Source organism: Kitasatospora sp. NPDC058406, assembly GCF_042722765.1.
In the GTDB taxonomy this organism is placed as follows: domain Bacteria; phylum Actinomycetota; class Actinomycetes; order Streptomycetales; family Streptomycetaceae; genus Kitasatospora.
The window spans coordinates 1-15472 of sequence record NZ_JBHXKE010000222.1 but is presented as its reverse complement, the minus strand read 5'-3'; the positions used below and the strand labels follow the sequence as shown (position 1 = coordinate 15472).

The window sequence follows — 15472 nt, the reverse complement described above, 5'->3', positions numbered from 1 at the left end:
GCCGGACGGCCACCACCTGCGGTTTTCTGTCGGTGGGACCTGGTAGTACTTGGGGCGATGAGCAGCACGCAGGGGAGTGACGAGGGCGGGGCGCCGGAACAGCTGGCGTTCATCCGGGAGACGGTCCGCCGGGCCAAGCCGCGCACCTGGCACGGGGCCAAGCGGGCCGAGCACCTGCCGGTGGCCCGGGTGGTCGTCGACAAGGGCGTCCTCACCATCGACAAGTTCTTCGACTACGCGGTGCCCGCCGCGATGGCGGAGGAGGCGCAGCCCGGCGTCCGGGTCCGGGTGCGCTTCGGGGCGCGCGTGGTCAAGGGGCAGCGCGAGGGCGGGGAACTGCACGACGGGTTCGTCGTCGCCCGGCTGGAGAAGAGCGACTTCCCCGGACCGCTGGCCCCGCTCGCCCAGGTCCTCTCGCCCGAGCCGGTCCTCACCCCGCAGCTGCTCCGGCTCTGCCGCACCGTCGCGGACCGGTACGCAGGCACCCTCGCCGACGTCCTCCAGCTGGCCGTCCCGCCCCGGCACGCCAAGGCCGAGGCCGAGCCCTCGCCGCCGCCGGGCCCCCGCCCGCCCGTGCCGGAACCCGGCGGCTGGTCGCGCTACCCGGCCGGACCCGACTTCCTCACCGCGCTGGCCGCCGGCGGCGCGCCGCGCGCCGTCTGGACGGCGCTGCCCGGACCGGGCTGGCCGTACGAGGTCGCCCGCGCCGTCGCCGCCACCCTGGCCGGCGGGCGCGGCGCCCTGGTCGTCGTCCCGGACGGGAAGGCGGTCGCCCGGGTCGACCGGGCGCTGACCGAGCTGCTCGGCGAGGGCATGCACGCCACCCTGGCCGCCGACCTCGGCCCGCGCGAACGCTACCGGCGCTGGCTCATGGTCAGCCGGGGCTCGGTGCACGCCGCCGTCGGCACCCGGGCCGCCATGTTCGCGCCCGTCCGCGACCTCGGGCTGGTCGTCGTCTGGTCCGACGGCGACTCCAGCCACAGCGACCCGCGCGCCCCGCACCCGCACGTCCGCGAGGTGGCCCTGCTGCGCGCCGCCGAGGAGGGCGCCGCCGTGCTGCTCGGCGGGCACGTGGTCACCGTGGAGGGCGCGCAGCTGGTGCGGACCGGTTGGGCCCGGCCGCTGGCCGCCGACCGGGAGACCGTCCGGACGGTCGCGCCGCGGGTGCGGACCGTCACCGACCAGGACCAGCACCGGGACGCCGCCGCGCAGGCCGCGCGGCTGCCCTCGATCGCCTGGGAGGCGGCCCGGGAAGGGCTGGCGGCCGGCGGGCCGGTGCTGATCCAGGTGCCCCGGCGCGGCTACGTGCCCCGGCTGTCCTGCGGCCGCTGCCGCACGCCGGCGCGTTGCCGGCGCTGCGAGGGCCCGCTGGAGGCGGCCGGCGCCGACGCCCCGCTGCACTGCGGGTGGTGCGGGGAGGAGGAACGGGACTGGCACTGCCCCGAGTGCGGATCGTTCCGGCTGCGGGCCTCGGTGGTGGGGGCGCGGCGGACGGCGGAGGAGCTGGGCAAGGCGTTCCCGCAGGTGCCCGTGCGGACCTCCGGGCGGGACGCGGTGCTGACCACGGTGCCGGACGAGCCCGCGCTGGTGATCTCCACCCCCGGCGCCGAACCGGTGGTCGAGAGCGGCAACGGCTACGCGGCGGCGCTGCTGCTGGACGGCTGGGCGTTGCTCAGCCGCCCGGACCTGCGGGCGGGGGAGGAGACGCTGCGGCTCTGGCTGGCCGCCGCGGCGCTGGTGCGGCCGTCGACCGAGGGCGGCACGGTGGTCGTCGTCGCCGAGCCGACCACGCGGCCGGTGCAGGCCCTGGTGCGCTGGGACCCGATGGGGCACGCGGGGCTGGAGCTGGACGAGCGGGCGCAGCTGCACTTCCCGCCGGTGGCGCGGATGGCCTCGGTGGCGGGCAGCCCGGCGGCCGTGGCCGACCTGCTGGGGCTGATCCGGCTGCCGGAGGGGGCGGACGTGCTCGGGCCGGTGCCGGTTCCGGCGTTGCGGGGGGAGGAGCAGGAGCGTGCGCTGCTGCGGGTCCCGCCCGGGCAGGGCGCGGCGCTGGCGGCGGCGCTGAAGGCGGCGCAGATCGCGCGGATCGCGCTGCGCACGCCGGAGGCGGTGAAGGTGCGGATCGATCCGACGGACATCGGGTGAGGGGCGGGACGGGCTGAGCCGCCCCTCAGCCCGGTGGCCGGTGGGTTGGTCAGCCGCGGAGGGGGACGCCGGGGCGGTCCAGGGGGGAACGGTCGATCGGCGTGCGGTCGATCGGGGTTCGGTCGAGGGCGGTGCGGTCCAGGGCGGTGCGGTCCAGGGTGGAGCGGTCGAGGGCGGTGCGGTCGAGGGTGGAGCGGTCGATCGGGGGGCGGTCCAGGCTGCCGCGCTCCATCGCGGCCCGGTCCAGGCTGCTGCGGTCGAGCCCGCCCTGGCGGGCGGCCGGGACGGTGGCGGCGAGGCCGGTCGGGGCGGGTGCGGGGGCCGGGTTGTGGCCCGGAGCGTGCGCGGCGGGCAGGTCCTCGGAGCGGTCCGGGCGGCTCGGGTTCGGCACGGTGCCGCCCGCGGCCAGCAGTTCGCCGGCCGGTCGGCGCATCCCGTAGCGCCGGTGCACCGCCTGCTTGGTGACCCCGAGAGCGGAGCCCACCGAGTCCCAGGAGAAGCCCAGCGCGCGGTCGAACTCGACCGCCGCCGCCACCAGCGTCTCCACGCTCTCCCTGAGTTCCTGCGCCAGGCGCACCGTCGGCGCGGGGGCGCGCCCGTAGACGACGAACCCCGCCGAGGTGCTCGGCCGGCGGGGCCGGTAGACGTTGCCCAACTGGGCGGTGAGCGTCCGCAGCGCGTCGACCTGCCGCCTCACCCGCTCGATGTCCCGCACCAGCAGGTGCAGGCTCGCCCGCGCCCGGGCGTCGTGGTTGATCTGCTCGGCCATGGCCTACGTGCCACCTTCCGTACGGTTCGGCTCGACCGGAGCGCCCTTCCCGCGCGCTCCGGCGTTGGTCAATCCCACTTGACCAACGCCGGACCGCCCACCGGGGTCACGCGGCAAGGTGGGTCGGGATATGCCAGAAACCGGCACGGACGGATTGCATAGACTGATCGGCGGCCGATCCCGACGGCCGAAGCCAGCCGCCCGCACCCGACCAGCACCCCGACGGACAGGAGCCCGCATCCGTGGCGATCCAGCCGATCCGCATCTTCGGAGACCCCGTCCTACGGGCCACCGCGCAGCCCGTCACCACCTTCGACAAGGAACTCCGGAACCTCGTCAAGGACCTCACCGACACCATGCTCGACGCCCCGGGTGCCGGTCTGGCCGCGCCTCAACTCGGCATCTCCCTGCGGGTGTTCACCTACCACGTGGACGGCGTCACCGGTCACCTGATCAACCCGGACCTGTCGCTGAGCGACGAGGAGCAGGAGGGCCCCGAGGGCTGCCTCTCGCTGCCCGGCCTGCGCTACGACACCCGGCGCTCGTACGGAGTCGTCGCCAAGGGCTTCGACATGCACGGCGAACCGGTCACCGTCGAGGGCACCCAGTTGCTCGCCCGCTGCATCCAGCACGAGACCGACCACCTCGACGGCATCATCTTCATCGACCGCCTGGACACCGAGCAGCGGAAGGCCGCGCTCAAGGCGATCCGGGACTCCGACTGGGGCAGCGGCCCCGCGCCGGTGGTCAAGGTCTCCCCGCACAGCACCTTCGGCTCGGCGCGCTGACCGTCCCGGCCCGCGCCGCTCCGCCCGTTCCCTCCCCGACCCGGTACCACCCCGACCCGGCACCGCCCGGGCCCGGTACCACCCCGACCAGTACAGCCGGGCTCCGTACAGCCCGGACCCGGTACAGCAGAAAGGCACTTGATGCGCCTCGTGTTCGCCGGCACCCCCGAGGTCGCCGTTCCCGCCCTGGACGCCCTGCTCGCCTCCGACCGGCACGAGGTCGTCGCGGTGGTCACCCGCCCCGACGCCGTCTCCGGACGTGGCCGCAAGCTGGTCGCCAGCCCCGTCGCCCAGCGCGCGGAGGAGGCCGGGATCGAGGTCCTCAAGCCGGCGAAGCCGAGCGACCCCGACTTCGTCGCCCGCCTCACCGAGCTCGCCCCCGACTGCTGCCCGGTCGTCGCCTACGGCGCGCTGCTGCGCCCGGGCACCCTGGAGATCCCCGTACACGGCTGGGTCAACCTGCACTTCTCGCTGCTCCCCGCCTGGCGCGGCGCCGCCCCCGTCCAGCACGCGGTGATGGCCGGCGACGAGGTCACCGGCGCGTCCACCTTCCTGATCGAGCAGGGCCTGGACTCCGGGCCGGTCTACGGCGTGCTCACCGAGGAGGTCCGCCCCACCGACACCAGCGGCGACCTGCTCGGCCGCCTCGCGCACTCCGGGGCCCGCCTGCTCGTCGCCACCATGGACGGCATCGAGGACGGCGCCCTGCACGCCCGCCCGCAGCCCGGTGAGGGCGTCACGCTCGCGCCGAAGATCAGTGTCGAGGACGCCCGGATCGACTGGACCACCCCCGCCCTGCGGATCGACCGCGTGGTGCGCGGCTGCGCCCCCGCCCCCGGCGCCTGGACGCTCTTCCGCGGCGAGCGGCTCAAGGTCACCGGCCCGGTCGGGCTGCTGCCGGGCTCCGCGGAGCTGGCCCCCGGTGAGCTGGCCGTCGGCAAGAACTCCGTCCGGGTCGGCACCGGGAGCCACGACGTCGAGCTGGGCGAGGTGCGACCGCAGGGGAAGAAGGCGATGCGGGCCGCGGACTGGGCGCGCGGCGCGCGGATCGAGTCCGGCGAGCGGCTCGGCGAGGAGCCGATCGGGGAGCCGGGCGCGTAGTCCGGCGGTCGGTCCGGAGAGGCCCCGGCCCGGGGCGGTCCCGCCGGTGAGCCCGCGGTCCGGGTTTCGCGTTACTGTTCCAGAGATCCCGGGATCCGGAGATCCCGAGATAACCCCCGCAGCACTTTGAGGCACATCCCATGAGCACGCCCAGCAGCACCCCCGGCACCCGCGGCGCCAAGCAGGCGCCCCGTCCGCACCGCCGGCCGAAGAAGGACCCGGCGCGGATCGTCGCCTTCCGCGCCCTGCGCGCCGTCGACGAGCGTGACGCCTACGCCAACCTGATCCTGCCCTCGCTGCTCCGCGAGGCCGAGCAGAAGGGCATGGACCGGCGCGACGCGGCGCTCGCCACCGAGCTGGTCTACGGCACCCTCCGCCTCCAGGGCACCTACGACGCGGTCATCGCCGCCTGCATCGACCGGCCGCTGAGCAAGGTCGACCCGCCGGTCCTCGACGTGCTCTCGCTCGGCGCCCACCAGCTGCTCACCACCCGCATCCCCAGCCACGCGGCCGTCTCGGCCACCGTCGAGCTGGCCCGGGTGGTGCTCGGCGACGGCAAGGCCAAGTTCGTCAACGCCGTGCTGCGCCGGATCAGCGCCCACGACCTCGACGAGTGGATCGGCCTGGTCGCCCCGCCGTACGAGAAGGACGCCGAGGACCACCTCGCCGTCGTCCACTCGCACCCGCGCTGGGTGGTCGCCGCGCTCTGGGACTCGCTCGGCCGCTGGCAGCCCGACGCCTCCGGGCGCGCCGCGGTGGAGGAACTGCTGCGCGCCGACAACGAGCGCCCCGAGGTCACCCTGATCGCCCGGCCCGGCCGGGCGACCGTCGGTGAGCTGGCCGAGGCGCTGCCCGAGGCCGAGCCGGGCCGCTGGTCCCCGTTCGCGCTCCGGCTCGCCGAGGGCGGCGACCCGGGTGCGCTGGCGGCGGTCCAGGAGAACCGGGCCGGTGTCCAGGACGAGGGCAGCCAACTGGTCGCCCTCGCCCTCGCCGCCGCCCCGCTCGACGGCCCCGACCGGCTCTGGCTGGACGGCTGCGCGGGCCCCGGCGGCAAGGCCGCGCTGCTCGCCGCGCTCGCCGCCGAACGCGGCGCCGCGCTGGTGGCCAGCGAGAAGCAGCCGCACCGGGCCCGGCTGGTCGCCCGCACGCTCGCCGGCAACCCCGGCCCGTACACCGTCATCGCCGCCGACGGCACCCGGCCGGCCTGGAAGTCCGGCGGCTTCGACCGGGTGCTCGTCGACGTGCCCTGCTCCGGCCTGGGCGCGCTGCGCCGCCGGCCCGAGGCCCGCTGGCGGCGCCGCCCGCAGGACGTCGCCGCCTTCGGCCCGCTCCAGCGCGACCTGCTCACCTCGGCGATCGACGCGGTGCGGGTGGGCGGTGTGGTCGGCTACGCCACCTGCTCGCCGCACCTCGCCGAGACCCGGGCCGTCGTGGACGACGTACTGCGGGCCGAGGGCGGCAGGGTCGAGTGGATCGACGCACGACCGCTGCTGCCGGGCGTCCCGGCCCTGGGGGAGGGGCCGGACGTCCAGCTCTGGCCGCACCTGCACGGGACGGACGCGATGTACCTGGCGCTGCTGCGCCGTACGGCGTAGCGGGGCGCGGCAGGACGGACGACGGGCCGGGGCCCGGCGGACGGCCCCGGCCCGCCCGCCGCGCCCGGTCGGGCCGTCCACCGGGCCCCGGCGGGCGGTGCGGGTACGGCCTCAGCGGCCGCTGAGCGCCGGCGAGTGGGGTGTCTCCCTGGGCGTCGTGGCGCGGGCCGCAACCGTGGCCGAGCCCGCCGCGTGGGGCCTCGTGGCGGCCGGGAGTGTGGTGGAACCGTTCGGGGCGGTGCTCGGCCCGGCCTGGGAGGTCACCACGCCGCGGACCAGCTCGCGCAGCCAACGATGGCCCGCGTCCTGGTCGTTGCGCGGATGCCAGGCCATGCTCAGTACCACCTCGGGCAGCTCCACCGGCAGCGGGAACGTGGTCAGCCCCAGCGCGGTGGCCGCCGCGCCGCCGAGCCGGGCCGGTGCCAGGCCGACCAGCTCGGTCTCGCGGAGCAGGAACAGTGCCGCGGTGAAGCTCGGCACGATGGTCACCACCCGCCGGGAGAGTCCGACGTCGGCCAGCCGTTGATCGACCGGGCCGGGCCCGCGGCCGTGCCGGGAGACCGCGAGGTGGTCGGCGTTCGCGAACTCACGGGCGGTGGGCGGCGGGCCGACCGTCAGCGGGTGCCCGGTGCGGGCGACGCCGACCAGACCGGTGGTGGTGAGGGGCTCGGTCCGGGTCTCGGGGTCCAGGTGGTCGATCACGCCGACCTCCAGGTCCACCACGCCGTCGCGCATCGCCGTCGTCCCCTCCAGGTGTTCCCCGAGGAAGCGCAGCGTCACGGCCGGCGCCTGCGCGCGGACCGTCTCGACCAGCGTGGAGCCTATCGCCGTCAGCAGGACGTCCCCGGTCTGGAGGGTGAAGCGGCGGTTCAGCTGGGCGGGTTCGGTGGCGGTGTGGGGGACCAGCAGCGCCTGGCCCCGGCTGACCAGCGCCCGGACCTCCGCCCGTAGTTCCACCGCGCGCGGGGTCGGGACCAGGCCGCGGCCGGCCCGGACGAGGATCGGGTCGCCGAGGACGCGGCGCAGCCGCCCCAGGGTGCGGCTCATCGCCGGAGCCGAGGTGTGCAGTCGCTCGGCTGCGCCGGTGACGCTGCCCTCGTCGAGCAGGGCGTCCAGGGCGACGAGCAGGTTGAGGTCGAGATCGGGCATGGGCTTCTCCGCGAGTGTTCGGTCGACTGGGTGGGGGTGGTGGGGGAGGTGGATGACCAGAACTGGAAAGTATGGTGACCAGGCTTTCACTGGAGTGCATGCAGATTCGGCATCTACCGTCGATCGTGACAACTCCCCTTCGGAGTAAAGGATCTGACGCGATGAATGACAATGACATGTTGGCGGTAGCCTGCCAAGGCGGCCGTGTGCTGGTCTTTCTCTCTGCGGACGGCTCTCGGCGGCTCGGTGAGGTGCCGCTGCCGCCCGAGCCGCACGAGATATTGTTCGACGCCGACCGGAGGCTGCTGTACTGCACGGTCACCTACCGCTCGGGCTTCTACGAGCACCACGGCGAGCAGGCTACCGAGTTGGTCCTGATCGATCCGGATCACTGGGTAGTGGTCGAGACCATTGACCTGGCGCCGGAGTGCGCCCCGCACGGGCTGGCGCTCGATGCGGCGCGCGCGCTGTTGTACGTGAGCGTGGAGGCCGGGCCTGCCGGGGACGGGGCGGTGCTCACGGTCGACCTCGCCGCGCGCAAGGTGGTGGAGCGGACCGGGATCGGCGCGCCGGGGCCGCACTGGTTCGCGCTCACGCCGGACGGGACCAAGGGCTACACGACGAACAAGGAGGCCCCGTTCCTCACCGTCGTGGAGACGGCGTCCGGTCCCGGCGGCCGGGGCCGGACCGGGCGGACGGTGGCGGTGCCCGGCAGCGAGGGCATCGCCATGAGTGCCGACGGGCGGTACGCGGTGGTGGCCACGCCGAAGCTGGACCTGACGGGCGCCCTCGCCGCACCGCCCGCCCTGACGGTGGTCGACGTCCGGACCGACCGGGTGGTGCGCACGCTCCCGCTGGCGGCGCCGGCCGTCCCGGTGCACCGGACGGCGGGCGGCCTCGTGCTGGCCGGGGAGGTCCACCTCGCGGCCCCGGCGGCGGACGGCGGGCCGGTGCCGGCGGCCGGGCGGCTGCGGATCTTCGGTGCGGCCGACGGGGGGCACGCGGCACCCGAGGAACTGGTGGAACTGGGGGAGGTGACGGTCGGACAGGTGCCGCTGACCGTCCACTCGTCGCCGGACGGCAGGTTCGGGTACGTCGCCACCATCGCCTCGGACACGGTGACCGTGGTGGACCTGACCGAGCGCCGGGTGGTCCGCGAGGTGGACCTGGGCCGGGGCGCCGGGCCCCACGGGCTGGCGTACGTGCCGGCGCCCCGGTAGCGACGCCGGCACCGCCCCGGGCGTGGCCGATCACGGTGGTGCCCCGCCCGGCGAGCAGGTTCCGCGGTTCGCGGGGTGCGGGCGGGGCGGGGACCTCGTGGTCCCGGGCGTGGCCGCAGGGCGGGGAGGGGGCGCGGGCGCCGGGGGGCGTGGGGTGGGGTGGGGCGACTCGCCGCCGGAGCGGGACGGTTCCCGGCCCGTGGCGGGCCGTCTCGTGCCGGGACGGAAAGGAGCGCGCAGGGTTCTCAGGGCGCGCGAGATGTCTGACGCGCGGGGCGTGCGGCCCGTCCTGGGCGCCCCGTTTCGCCGGTCCCGGGGCGACGGACGGGACCGGTCCTTCCCGGTGGACCGCTGAGGATCCGGCACCTGACGGCCGCTATCGTGCGGGGATGACCACCGGTGCCGGGCTGTTGCCGCTGCTCTTCCTCGACGTCGACGGACCGCTGATCCCGTTCGGGGGCCCGGCCGGGCGGTATCCGGTGTTCCCGCAGAGCGAGGATCCGTCGAATCCGCTGCTGGGGCGGCTCGATCCGGCGCACGGGCGCCGGTTGGCGGCGCTGCCGTGCGAGCCGGTGTGGGCGACGACGTGGGGGCCCGACGCCAATGCGCACCTCGCGCCCCTGCTCGGGCTGCCGGAGCTGCGCGAACTGCCGCAACGGGCGGAGGACGGCGAGGCCGCGGCCGACGCGTGGGCGGGGCTGAGCCCGAAGACGCGCGGGATCGTGGCGTTCGCGGCCGGCCGGGACTTCGTCTGGGTGGACGACGAGATCGGCGGCCCCGACCGGACCTGGGTGGCGCGACACCACCAGGGGCGGGCGCTGCTGTGGTGGGTCGATCCGGCGGTCGGGCTCACGGACGGCGACTACGCGGCGGTCGGGTCCTGGTTGCACGAACGGGCGGGCGGGTAGCGCGAGGACGAGGGCCCGTGGCTTGCCGGACGGGCCGGGGGAGGACTCCCGGAGGGGGCGTGCGGTGGGACGGACGGCGGGTCGGACCGTGGCGGGCTGGGGGGCGGCATGCGCCGTCCTCGGCGCGGCGGTGATGCTGTGGAACCTGGCGGTGGGGTGGCCGTGGGTGACCTGGCCCGCCGTGCTGCTCGGCGCGGGGCTGGTGGCCGCCTCGGCCGGACTGCTCCTCGCTCCCGGTGCGGACCGGTGGTTCGACGCGCTGGTGGTCGGCGGGCTGGCGGCGCTGGTCCTGGTGGCGGTGGGGACCACGGCCGGCACGGCCGGGAACGTCCTGCGGTGGGGGCGGACGACCGAGCGGGTGACGGTCGTGCTCGGGGACTGCCGGGTGACGGACCGGCAGTGGGACGAGGTCGGGGGGTGGTCGGAGCGGGTCGAGTGCCGGCACACCTGGTCGGTCGGCGACCGGGTGTTCGACGAGCGGCGTGCGGCGGACCGCCGGTACCCGGACGGGCACGAGCTGCGGCGGTGGGCCACACCGGGGCGGGCGGAGCTGGACGAGCACGCGTGGACGTCGGTCGCCGTGCCGGGGGCGTTCGCGGTGGTGACGGACGGGCTGGTGCTGTTCCTGGCGTGGGTGGTGGCGTGGAGCCGGGTCCGGGGGCCCGGGAAGCGTGCGGCGGGCGCGGCCGGCCCGGACGGCGCTGCCGACGACGGTGCCCCCGACGGCGGTGCCGGGAGTGTTGAGGGGGCCGAGGACGACGGGGATCCGCGTGTCGGGGACGGGGAGCGTTCGGCGGCGGGTGCGGCGGGCACCTGACGGTCGGCCCCGCGCGGCGGGGGCGCCCTCCTGCTCGGCACGAGCGATCGCGCACCCGTGACCCCGCGCGGCGGAGAACGCGCGGGCGGGGCCGACGGCGTCCGGCGGGCGCACCTGCGGGCCGATCAGCAGGCCGGTGCGGCCCGGTCAGCCCGTGGCGGACCGGGCGGCGCGACGCCGGCGCTTGCCGAGCGGGGCCTGCGAGAGGTCCTCGGACTGGGAGCGGAGGTTCTTGTGACCGTAGCCGCGGTCGTCGAGCCAGGTCCGGGCGGACCGCTCGGCACGGTCGGCCGCTTCGAGGATGTCCTCCTCGGCCTCGCCGGTGTCCTGGAACCGGAAGGTGAAGACGGCGCGCGCGTCGAGGTCGTAGCTGAGGTGCCCCTCGGGGGTGAACGACGCGTGGAGCACGTCGTGCTCGGCGGCTCGGGACCGGAGTTCGGCGAGCTGCTCGGGGGTGAGGCCGTCGAAGACGCCGCGGACGGTGATGCGGAAGGTGCGGGTGGTCATCCGTCGAGCCTAGTGAGGGGCTCGGAGCGGGTGCCACGGGTTTTCGGCGGACGCGGTCCGGCCCCCGCCACGGGGGTGGGCGGGGGCCGGACGTTCGGGGGTGGAGGCGCTCAGACCTCCTCGGGGCCGCCGGCGGTGGTGCGGACGCAGCTGTAGGGGAGCGGGGGGATGCCGTTGAACCCCTGGGTGGTGTAGGCGGTCGAGTAGGCGCCGCAGGAGAGGATCCAGACCGGGTCGCCGGAGGCGGCGTCCCGGGGCACCGGCATGCCGGGGCCCTCGTCGGCGTAGGCGTCGTCGCTGTCGCAGGTGGGGCCGGCGACCACGGCGGGGACGGTCTCCGCGCCGGCCCGGCCGGGGAACTCCAGCCGGTACCGGAGCTCGTCCATCTCGTACAGGCCGTTGAACTTGCCGCAGCTCAGGTAGAGCCAGTGCACCCTCTCGCCGTCGAGCTGTTGACGTTGCGTCAGGCGCGTCACATGGGCGCGGATGGCGCCGTGGTCGGCGACCAGGTGGCGGCCGGGCTCGATCAGGAAGTCCAGCGGCGCGGCGGACGCGTCGCGCAGGCGCTGGATGCCCTCCCGGATCACCGCGAACATCTTGTCCACCGGCGGGTCGAGCGGGCGGCCCTTCCGGTCCAGGACTCCGAGGGCGGGCAGGCCGCCGCCGAGGTTGACGTGGTCCAGCAGGATTCCGCGCCGGCCGGCCTCCTCGACCACGGCGGTCAGGGCTTCCAGGGCGTTCTGCCAGGCCTCCGAGGTGAGCTGCTGGGAGCCGACGTGTACGGAGAGCCCGGCCGGGGTCAGTCCGGCGGCGCGGGCCGCCTCCAGGACCAGGACGGCGTCCTCGGGCGAGCAGCCGAACTTGCGGCTGAGGCCCCAGAGCGCGCCCTCGCCGGTGGTGGCGAGCCGGCAGAAGATCCGGGCGCCGGGGGCGTGCACGGCGATCGCGGCGACGTCCGCCAGGCTGTCGGTCGCGAAGTCCCGGACGCCGAGCCCGTACGCCTCGGCGATCTGGCGGTCCGACTTGATGGTGTTGCCGTAGTGGATCCGGTCGACCGGGACGCCGGTGCGCAGGGCCTGGGCGATCTCCTGGGGTCCGGCCGCGTCGAAGCCGGAGCCCCGTGCGGCCAGGGCCGCCAGCACCTCGTCCACCGGACAGGCCTTCATGGCGAACCGGACAGCGACATCCGGCAGTTCGCGCAGCAGGGCGTCGTACTGGGCCTCGATGCCGTCCAGGTCGAGGACGAGTCGGTCGTCCTCACCGGTGGCCAGGGCGGCGCGCAGCCGGTCGTACTCAGGCATCGTCGGTACTCCAACCGGGGCCGGCGGGGGCCGTGTCGGGCCCGTCCGGCGAAGAGCTGCGGGCGTGCGTCTCCGGGGCGGGCGTCGTCGACAGCTGCCGGACGGCGCGGACGCCTGCGGCGGAGGTGGTGGTGCGGGCGAGGGGGGCCTCGCCGTCGTCGCTGAAGCAGGGGTGCTCGGAAGCGGCTCGATACAGGTACCCGTCGGGCTTCGGTATCACGTCACTCCAAGGTTCGGGTCGGGGCATCGGGCTGATGGCCGTGCAGGCGGGCGGCGCCCGGGCATGCCGGAGCGCCGGTTCGCGCGCATGGTGAGGCAGGGCCGGACGCGGCCCTGAGGAGAAGTCGGACGTGCGGTGGTGCCGACTGACGGGCGTCAGACGGCGGGAGGGTCAGGTGGTGGGCTGTCGGATGTCGGCGCAGGAGGGCGGGATGCGGGAGGCTCCGGCGGCGCGCCGTCGCGCGGCCGGGCGTACCGGGGCGCCGGTCGGCGGTCGGCATCGCCAGGCGTGCGGGCGGATGCCGTGGCCGGAATTCCTGGCCTCCTTCTCGGTCGATTCCCCCGCGTGGGGGCTGACACCCTCGCTGGAACAGGTGGCGTCATTCGTCAACTCGCGTGTTCGCCAAGGTGTCTCGGGAGGTGTTCCGGCCTCGTTAAACCTGCGTTCCCTCTACCGTGGACTAGACCAACTTGCGGTGTCAACCCTTGCTCGGGAGAGCTCTGGGGGTGGCTTCGTGAAGGTGGCGAACCGGGCATGACCTGCGCCGGAGCCTCCGGACCCGTCCTCGTTCGAACGGGTTGTGGAGGTGTCCGGCCGAACGGGCAGTGGAGGGTGCCTGTTCGCGCAGGGCGGCGTCCGAAAGGGCACCAACCACACCCCGCTCGGCGGGCATTGACGATGCGTCCGGCCTTTGCGAGGGCCCGGTCGGCCGTGCGGCCCGGGACGGCCGATGCCCCCGGGGCGTCGGAGCACCGGGGGCGTCGGGCGGGGCGGGCGGGCTGGAGGGGGAGGGCCGGGGCGGTCGGAATCCGGCCGGGAGGCCCCGGCCCGGGGAGGTGGTGCGGCGCCGGCGATGGGGCTACGGGTGGACCTGAAGGACGAGCTTGCCCCGGAGGTGTCCCTGCTCGGCGCGCCGGTGCGCGTCCGCCGCCTCCGGGAGCGGGTGGACGCCGTCGACGTGGACACGGATCCGGCCGTCGTCCAGCAGTGCGGCGAGCTCGCCGAGGTCGCCCCCGTCGGACCGCACCTGCTGCATCCGGTCGGGCAGTGAGATGCCGAGTCCGGTGGCCCGTTCGCGGTGGTAGTCGCCCAGGTAGACGGGCAGGATCAGGCCGCCGCGCCGGACGGCCGGGAGCAGGCGGTGGGCGTCCGGCCCGCCGACCGTGTCGACCAGGAGGTCCGCCGCGTCCCGGGCGGCCTCGGCCGCGGGCGTCCGCGTGTAGTCGACGAACTCGTCCACGCCGAGCCCGCGGAGGAACTCCTCGTGCCGCCCGGAGGCGACGCCGATCACCCGCTCCGCGCCGGCGAGGCGGGCGAGTTGGACGGCGAAGTGTCCGACCCCGCCCGCCGCGCCGTTGACCAGGGCGGTGCCGCCCGACAGGGGGCGCAGCTCCCGGATCAGGAACTGGTAGGCGGTGAGCCCGGCCATCGGTACGGCGGCGGCCTCGACGTGGTCGAGCGCCGCCGGCTTGGCGGCCAGGTGGTCGGCGGGTGTCGTGACGTACTCGGCGTACCCGGAGCCCTGCCCCGGGAAGCGGATCAGCCCGAAGACCTCGTCCCCGGGCTGCCAGGCGGTGACGCCGTCGCCGAGCGCGGCCACCACGCCCGAGACGTCGCTGCCGAGGACGAGCGGCGGCGTCCACGGGGGCCGGAGCCCGGCCGGGATGCGGGCGAAGCCGGTGCGCGCGTACAGGTCGGGCGGGTTGATTCCGGCGGCGTGCACCCGGACCAGCACCTCGCCCGGCCCGGGCACCGGCCGGGGGACCTCCTCGTACACCAGTACCTCGGGGCCTCCGAAGGCGTGCAGGCGGACGGCCCGCATGGTCGCGGCGTGGTTTCCCATGGCTGTCTCTTCCTCTCCCCGTGCGCCCCCGGGCCTCTCCCCGGCCGCGGGGGCGACCGCCCGGTAGAATCCGGAGCGGTGCTCCGGTAAGAAAACCGGAGCAGTGCTCCACTTGTCAACGGTGAGGATTCCCATGCCCGTCGAGCCCGCCCCGCCCTCCGCCGGGCGCGCCCCGCGCGCCGACGCGCGGCGCAACCGCGACCGCGTGCTGGAGGTGGCGGCGGAGGTGGTCGCCGAACAGGGGGCCCAGGCGTCCCTGCGCGACGTCGCCCGCCGCGCCGGCGTCGGCCTCGGCACGCTCTACCGCCACTTCCCGACCCGGGACGCCCTGTTGGAGGCCCTGCTGCGGCGGCGTTTCGAACTCCTCGCCGACCGGGCGGACGCGCTGGCCGTCGCGGAGCCGCCGGAGCGGGCGCTGGGGGTCTGGCTGCACGAGTTCACCCTCGGTGCGGGCGCCTACCAGGGGCTCTCGGCCGCCCTGCTGGCCACTCTCGGCGATCCCGAGTCGCCCCTGCACGCTGCGTGCCTGACGATGCGCCAGGCGTGCGGTCGGCTGCTGTCGGCGGCGCAGCGGGACGGCCTGGTCCGCACGGACGTCGACGCCGTCGACCTGTTCGCCCTGGCCAACGCCCTCGCGTGGATCGCCGACCAGGCCCCGAGTCTCGCGGAGCGGCGCGATCGCCTCTTCGGTCTGGTGCTGGACGGCCTGGCGCCCCGGGGCGGAGATGCCGCGTCCGCGGGGCGCTGAACATCGGGAGCGAACCGGTGGCGCCGATTCCGGGGCGCCGAGGTGCGGGGCGCCGAGGTGCGCGGCGCTGATTCCGGGGCGGCGTGTGAGGACCCGGCCGAGGGCGGTCGCCGGTGCCGGCGACCGTCGCGGACCTGCCTGACCCGTGCCGCGCCATCGGCCGGTGGCCGGTCGTGAAGGGCACCGGACGCCGGTACGGAAGGGCGGGCCGGTGGACGCCCGGTGCACGGGCGGGCAGCGCGGCGGTGGCCCGCCGGGTACTCCGGTGGCGGGGGGGGGGGGACTGGGCCGGACCGGCGACGCCCCCCCCCCCCCCCCCCCGGGGGGGGGGGGGGCTTCCGTCACGGGTGAGGGTCATGGT

13 protein-coding genes are annotated in these 15472 nt (G+C 76.0%); 8 read left to right on the top strand and 5 right to left on the bottom strand.

Annotated elements, in window-relative coordinates:
• Positions 1-57 precede the first annotated feature (57 nt).
• Positions 58-2145 (top strand): primosomal protein N', encoded by a 2088-nt coding sequence (locus tag ACFWOG_RS32185; RefSeq protein ID WP_380362627.1) that lies wholly within the window; start codon positions 58-60, stop codon positions 2143-2145.
• Positions 2146-2194: 49 nt separating this feature from the next.
• Here the strand turns inward: ACFWOG_RS32185 and ACFWOG_RS32180 are convergent, their stop codons facing one another.
• The gene (locus ACFWOG_RS32180; RefSeq protein WP_380362625.1) at positions 2195-2914 is read right to left on the bottom strand and encodes a hypothetical protein; all 720 of its coding nucleotides are present in this window, start codon (positions 2912-2914) and stop codon (positions 2195-2197) included.
• A gap of 242 nt (positions 2915-3156) precedes the next feature.
• On the opposite strand from ACFWOG_RS32180, the gene def reads away from it, so the two are divergent.
• The 3 genes from def (at position 3157) to ACFWOG_RS32165 (ending at position 6398) form a co-directional block, all read left to right on the top strand.
• Positions 3157-3702, top strand: coding sequence for a peptide deformylase (gene def, locus ACFWOG_RS32175; RefSeq protein ID WP_329877314.1), 546 nt, complete (start codon positions 3157-3159; stop codon positions 3700-3702).
• A 141-nt stretch (positions 3703-3843) separates the two neighbouring features.
• On the top strand, positions 3844-4803 hold the full coding sequence (gene fmt / locus ACFWOG_RS32170) for a methionyl-tRNA formyltransferase (protein ID WP_329947950.1): 960 nt from the start codon (positions 3844-3846) through the stop codon (positions 4801-4803).
• A 140-nt stretch (positions 4804-4943) separates the two neighbouring features.
• Entirely contained in the window at positions 4944-6398 is a 1455-nt protein-coding gene (locus ACFWOG_RS32165; RefSeq protein WP_355407776.1) for a transcription antitermination factor NusB, read from the top strand.
• Positions 6399-6509: 111 nt separating this feature from the next.
• On the opposite strand, the gene ACFWOG_RS32160 is transcribed toward ACFWOG_RS32165, so the two are convergent.
• Positions 6510-7547 carry a LysR family transcriptional regulator gene (locus tag ACFWOG_RS32160; RefSeq protein WP_380362622.1) on the bottom strand — a complete coding sequence of 346 codons (1038 nt, stop codon included), beginning with the start codon at positions 7545-7547 and terminating at the stop codon, positions 6510-6512.
• A 206-nt stretch (positions 7548-7753) separates the two neighbouring features.
• Here ACFWOG_RS32160 and ACFWOG_RS32155 point away from each other — a divergent pair, with 206 nt between their 5' ends.
• From ACFWOG_RS32155 to ACFWOG_RS32145, 3 genes are all read left to right on the top strand, one after another.
• Positions 7754-8767, top strand: coding sequence for a YncE family protein (locus ACFWOG_RS32155; RefSeq protein ID WP_380362620.1), 1014 nt, complete (start codon positions 7754-7756; stop codon positions 8765-8767).
• A 389-nt stretch (positions 8768-9156) separates the two neighbouring features.
• Positions 9157-9675, top strand: a complete 519-nt coding sequence (locus ACFWOG_RS32150) for a hypothetical protein (RefSeq protein WP_380362618.1) — start codon at positions 9157-9159, stop codon at positions 9673-9675.
• A 166-nt stretch (positions 9676-9841) separates the two neighbouring features.
• Positions 9842-10492 (top strand): hypothetical protein, encoded by a 651-nt coding sequence (locus tag ACFWOG_RS32145; protein ID WP_380362616.1) that lies wholly within the window; start codon positions 9842-9844, stop codon positions 10490-10492.
• 147 nt (positions 10493-10639) lie between these two features.
• Here ACFWOG_RS32145 and ACFWOG_RS32140 read toward each other — a convergent pair whose 3' ends face one another.
• The 3 genes from ACFWOG_RS32140 to ACFWOG_RS32130 form a co-directional block, all read right to left on the bottom strand.
• The gene (locus ACFWOG_RS32140) at positions 10640-10999 is read right to left on the bottom strand and encodes a DUF6204 family protein (protein ID WP_380362614.1); all 360 of its coding nucleotides are present in this window, start codon (positions 10997-10999) and stop codon (positions 10640-10642) included.
• A 110-nt stretch (positions 11000-11109) separates the two neighbouring features.
• Complete coding sequence (locus ACFWOG_RS32135; RefSeq protein ID WP_380362612.1) at positions 11110-12300, bottom strand: type III PLP-dependent enzyme; 1191 nt, start codon at positions 12298-12300, stop codon at positions 11110-11112.
• 1079 nt (positions 12301-13379) lie between these two features.
• A complete protein-coding gene (locus ACFWOG_RS32130; protein ID WP_380362610.1) occupies positions 13380-14363 on the bottom strand; it encodes an NADP-dependent oxidoreductase in 984 nt (327 codons plus the stop codon).
• 133 nt (positions 14364-14496) lie between these two features.
• Between ACFWOG_RS32130 and ACFWOG_RS32125 the strand changes: the two genes are divergently transcribed.
• Entirely contained in the window at positions 14497-15111 is a 615-nt protein-coding gene (locus ACFWOG_RS32125; protein ID WP_380362608.1) for a TetR/AcrR family transcriptional regulator, read from the top strand.
• Positions 15112-15472 lie beyond the last annotated feature (361 nt).

Excerpts from the sequence above, each read along its gene's own strand:
- ACFWOG_RS32185 (WP_380362627.1), top strand. The coding sequence starts at position 58 with ATGAGCAGCACGCAGGGGAGTGACGAGGGCGGGGCGCCGGAACAGCTG.
- ACFWOG_RS32180 (WP_380362625.1), bottom strand. The coding sequence starts at position 2,914 with ATGGCCGAGCAGATCAACCACGACGCCCGGGCGCGGGCGAGCCTGCAC.
- fmt (WP_329947950.1), top strand. The coding sequence starts at position 3,844 with ATGCGCCTCGTGTTCGCCGGCACCCCCGAGGTCGCCGTTCCCGCCCTG.
- ACFWOG_RS32165 (WP_355407776.1), top strand. The coding sequence starts at position 4,944 with ATGAGCACGCCCAGCAGCACCCCCGGCACCCGCGGCGCCAAGCAGGCG.
- ACFWOG_RS32160 (WP_380362622.1), bottom strand. The coding sequence starts at position 7,547 with ATGCCCGATCTCGACCTCAACCTGCTCGTCGCCCTGGACGCCCTGCTC.
- ACFWOG_RS32150 (WP_380362618.1), top strand. The coding sequence starts at position 9,157 with ATGACCACCGGTGCCGGGCTGTTGCCGCTGCTCTTCCTCGACGTCGAC.
- ACFWOG_RS32140 (WP_380362614.1), bottom strand. The coding sequence starts at position 10,999 with ATGACCACCCGCACCTTCCGCATCACCGTCCGCGGCGTCTTCGACGGC.
- ACFWOG_RS32135 (WP_380362612.1), bottom strand. The coding sequence starts at position 12,300 with ATGCCTGAGTACGACCGGCTGCGCGCCGCCCTGGCCACCGGTGAGGAC.
- ACFWOG_RS32130 (WP_380362610.1), bottom strand. The coding sequence starts at position 14,363 with ATGGGAAACCACGCCGCGACCATGCGGGCCGTCCGCCTGCACGCCTTC.
- ACFWOG_RS32125 (WP_380362608.1), top strand. The coding sequence starts at position 14,497 with ATGCCCGTCGAGCCCGCCCCGCCCTCCGCCGGGCGCGCCCCGCGCGCC.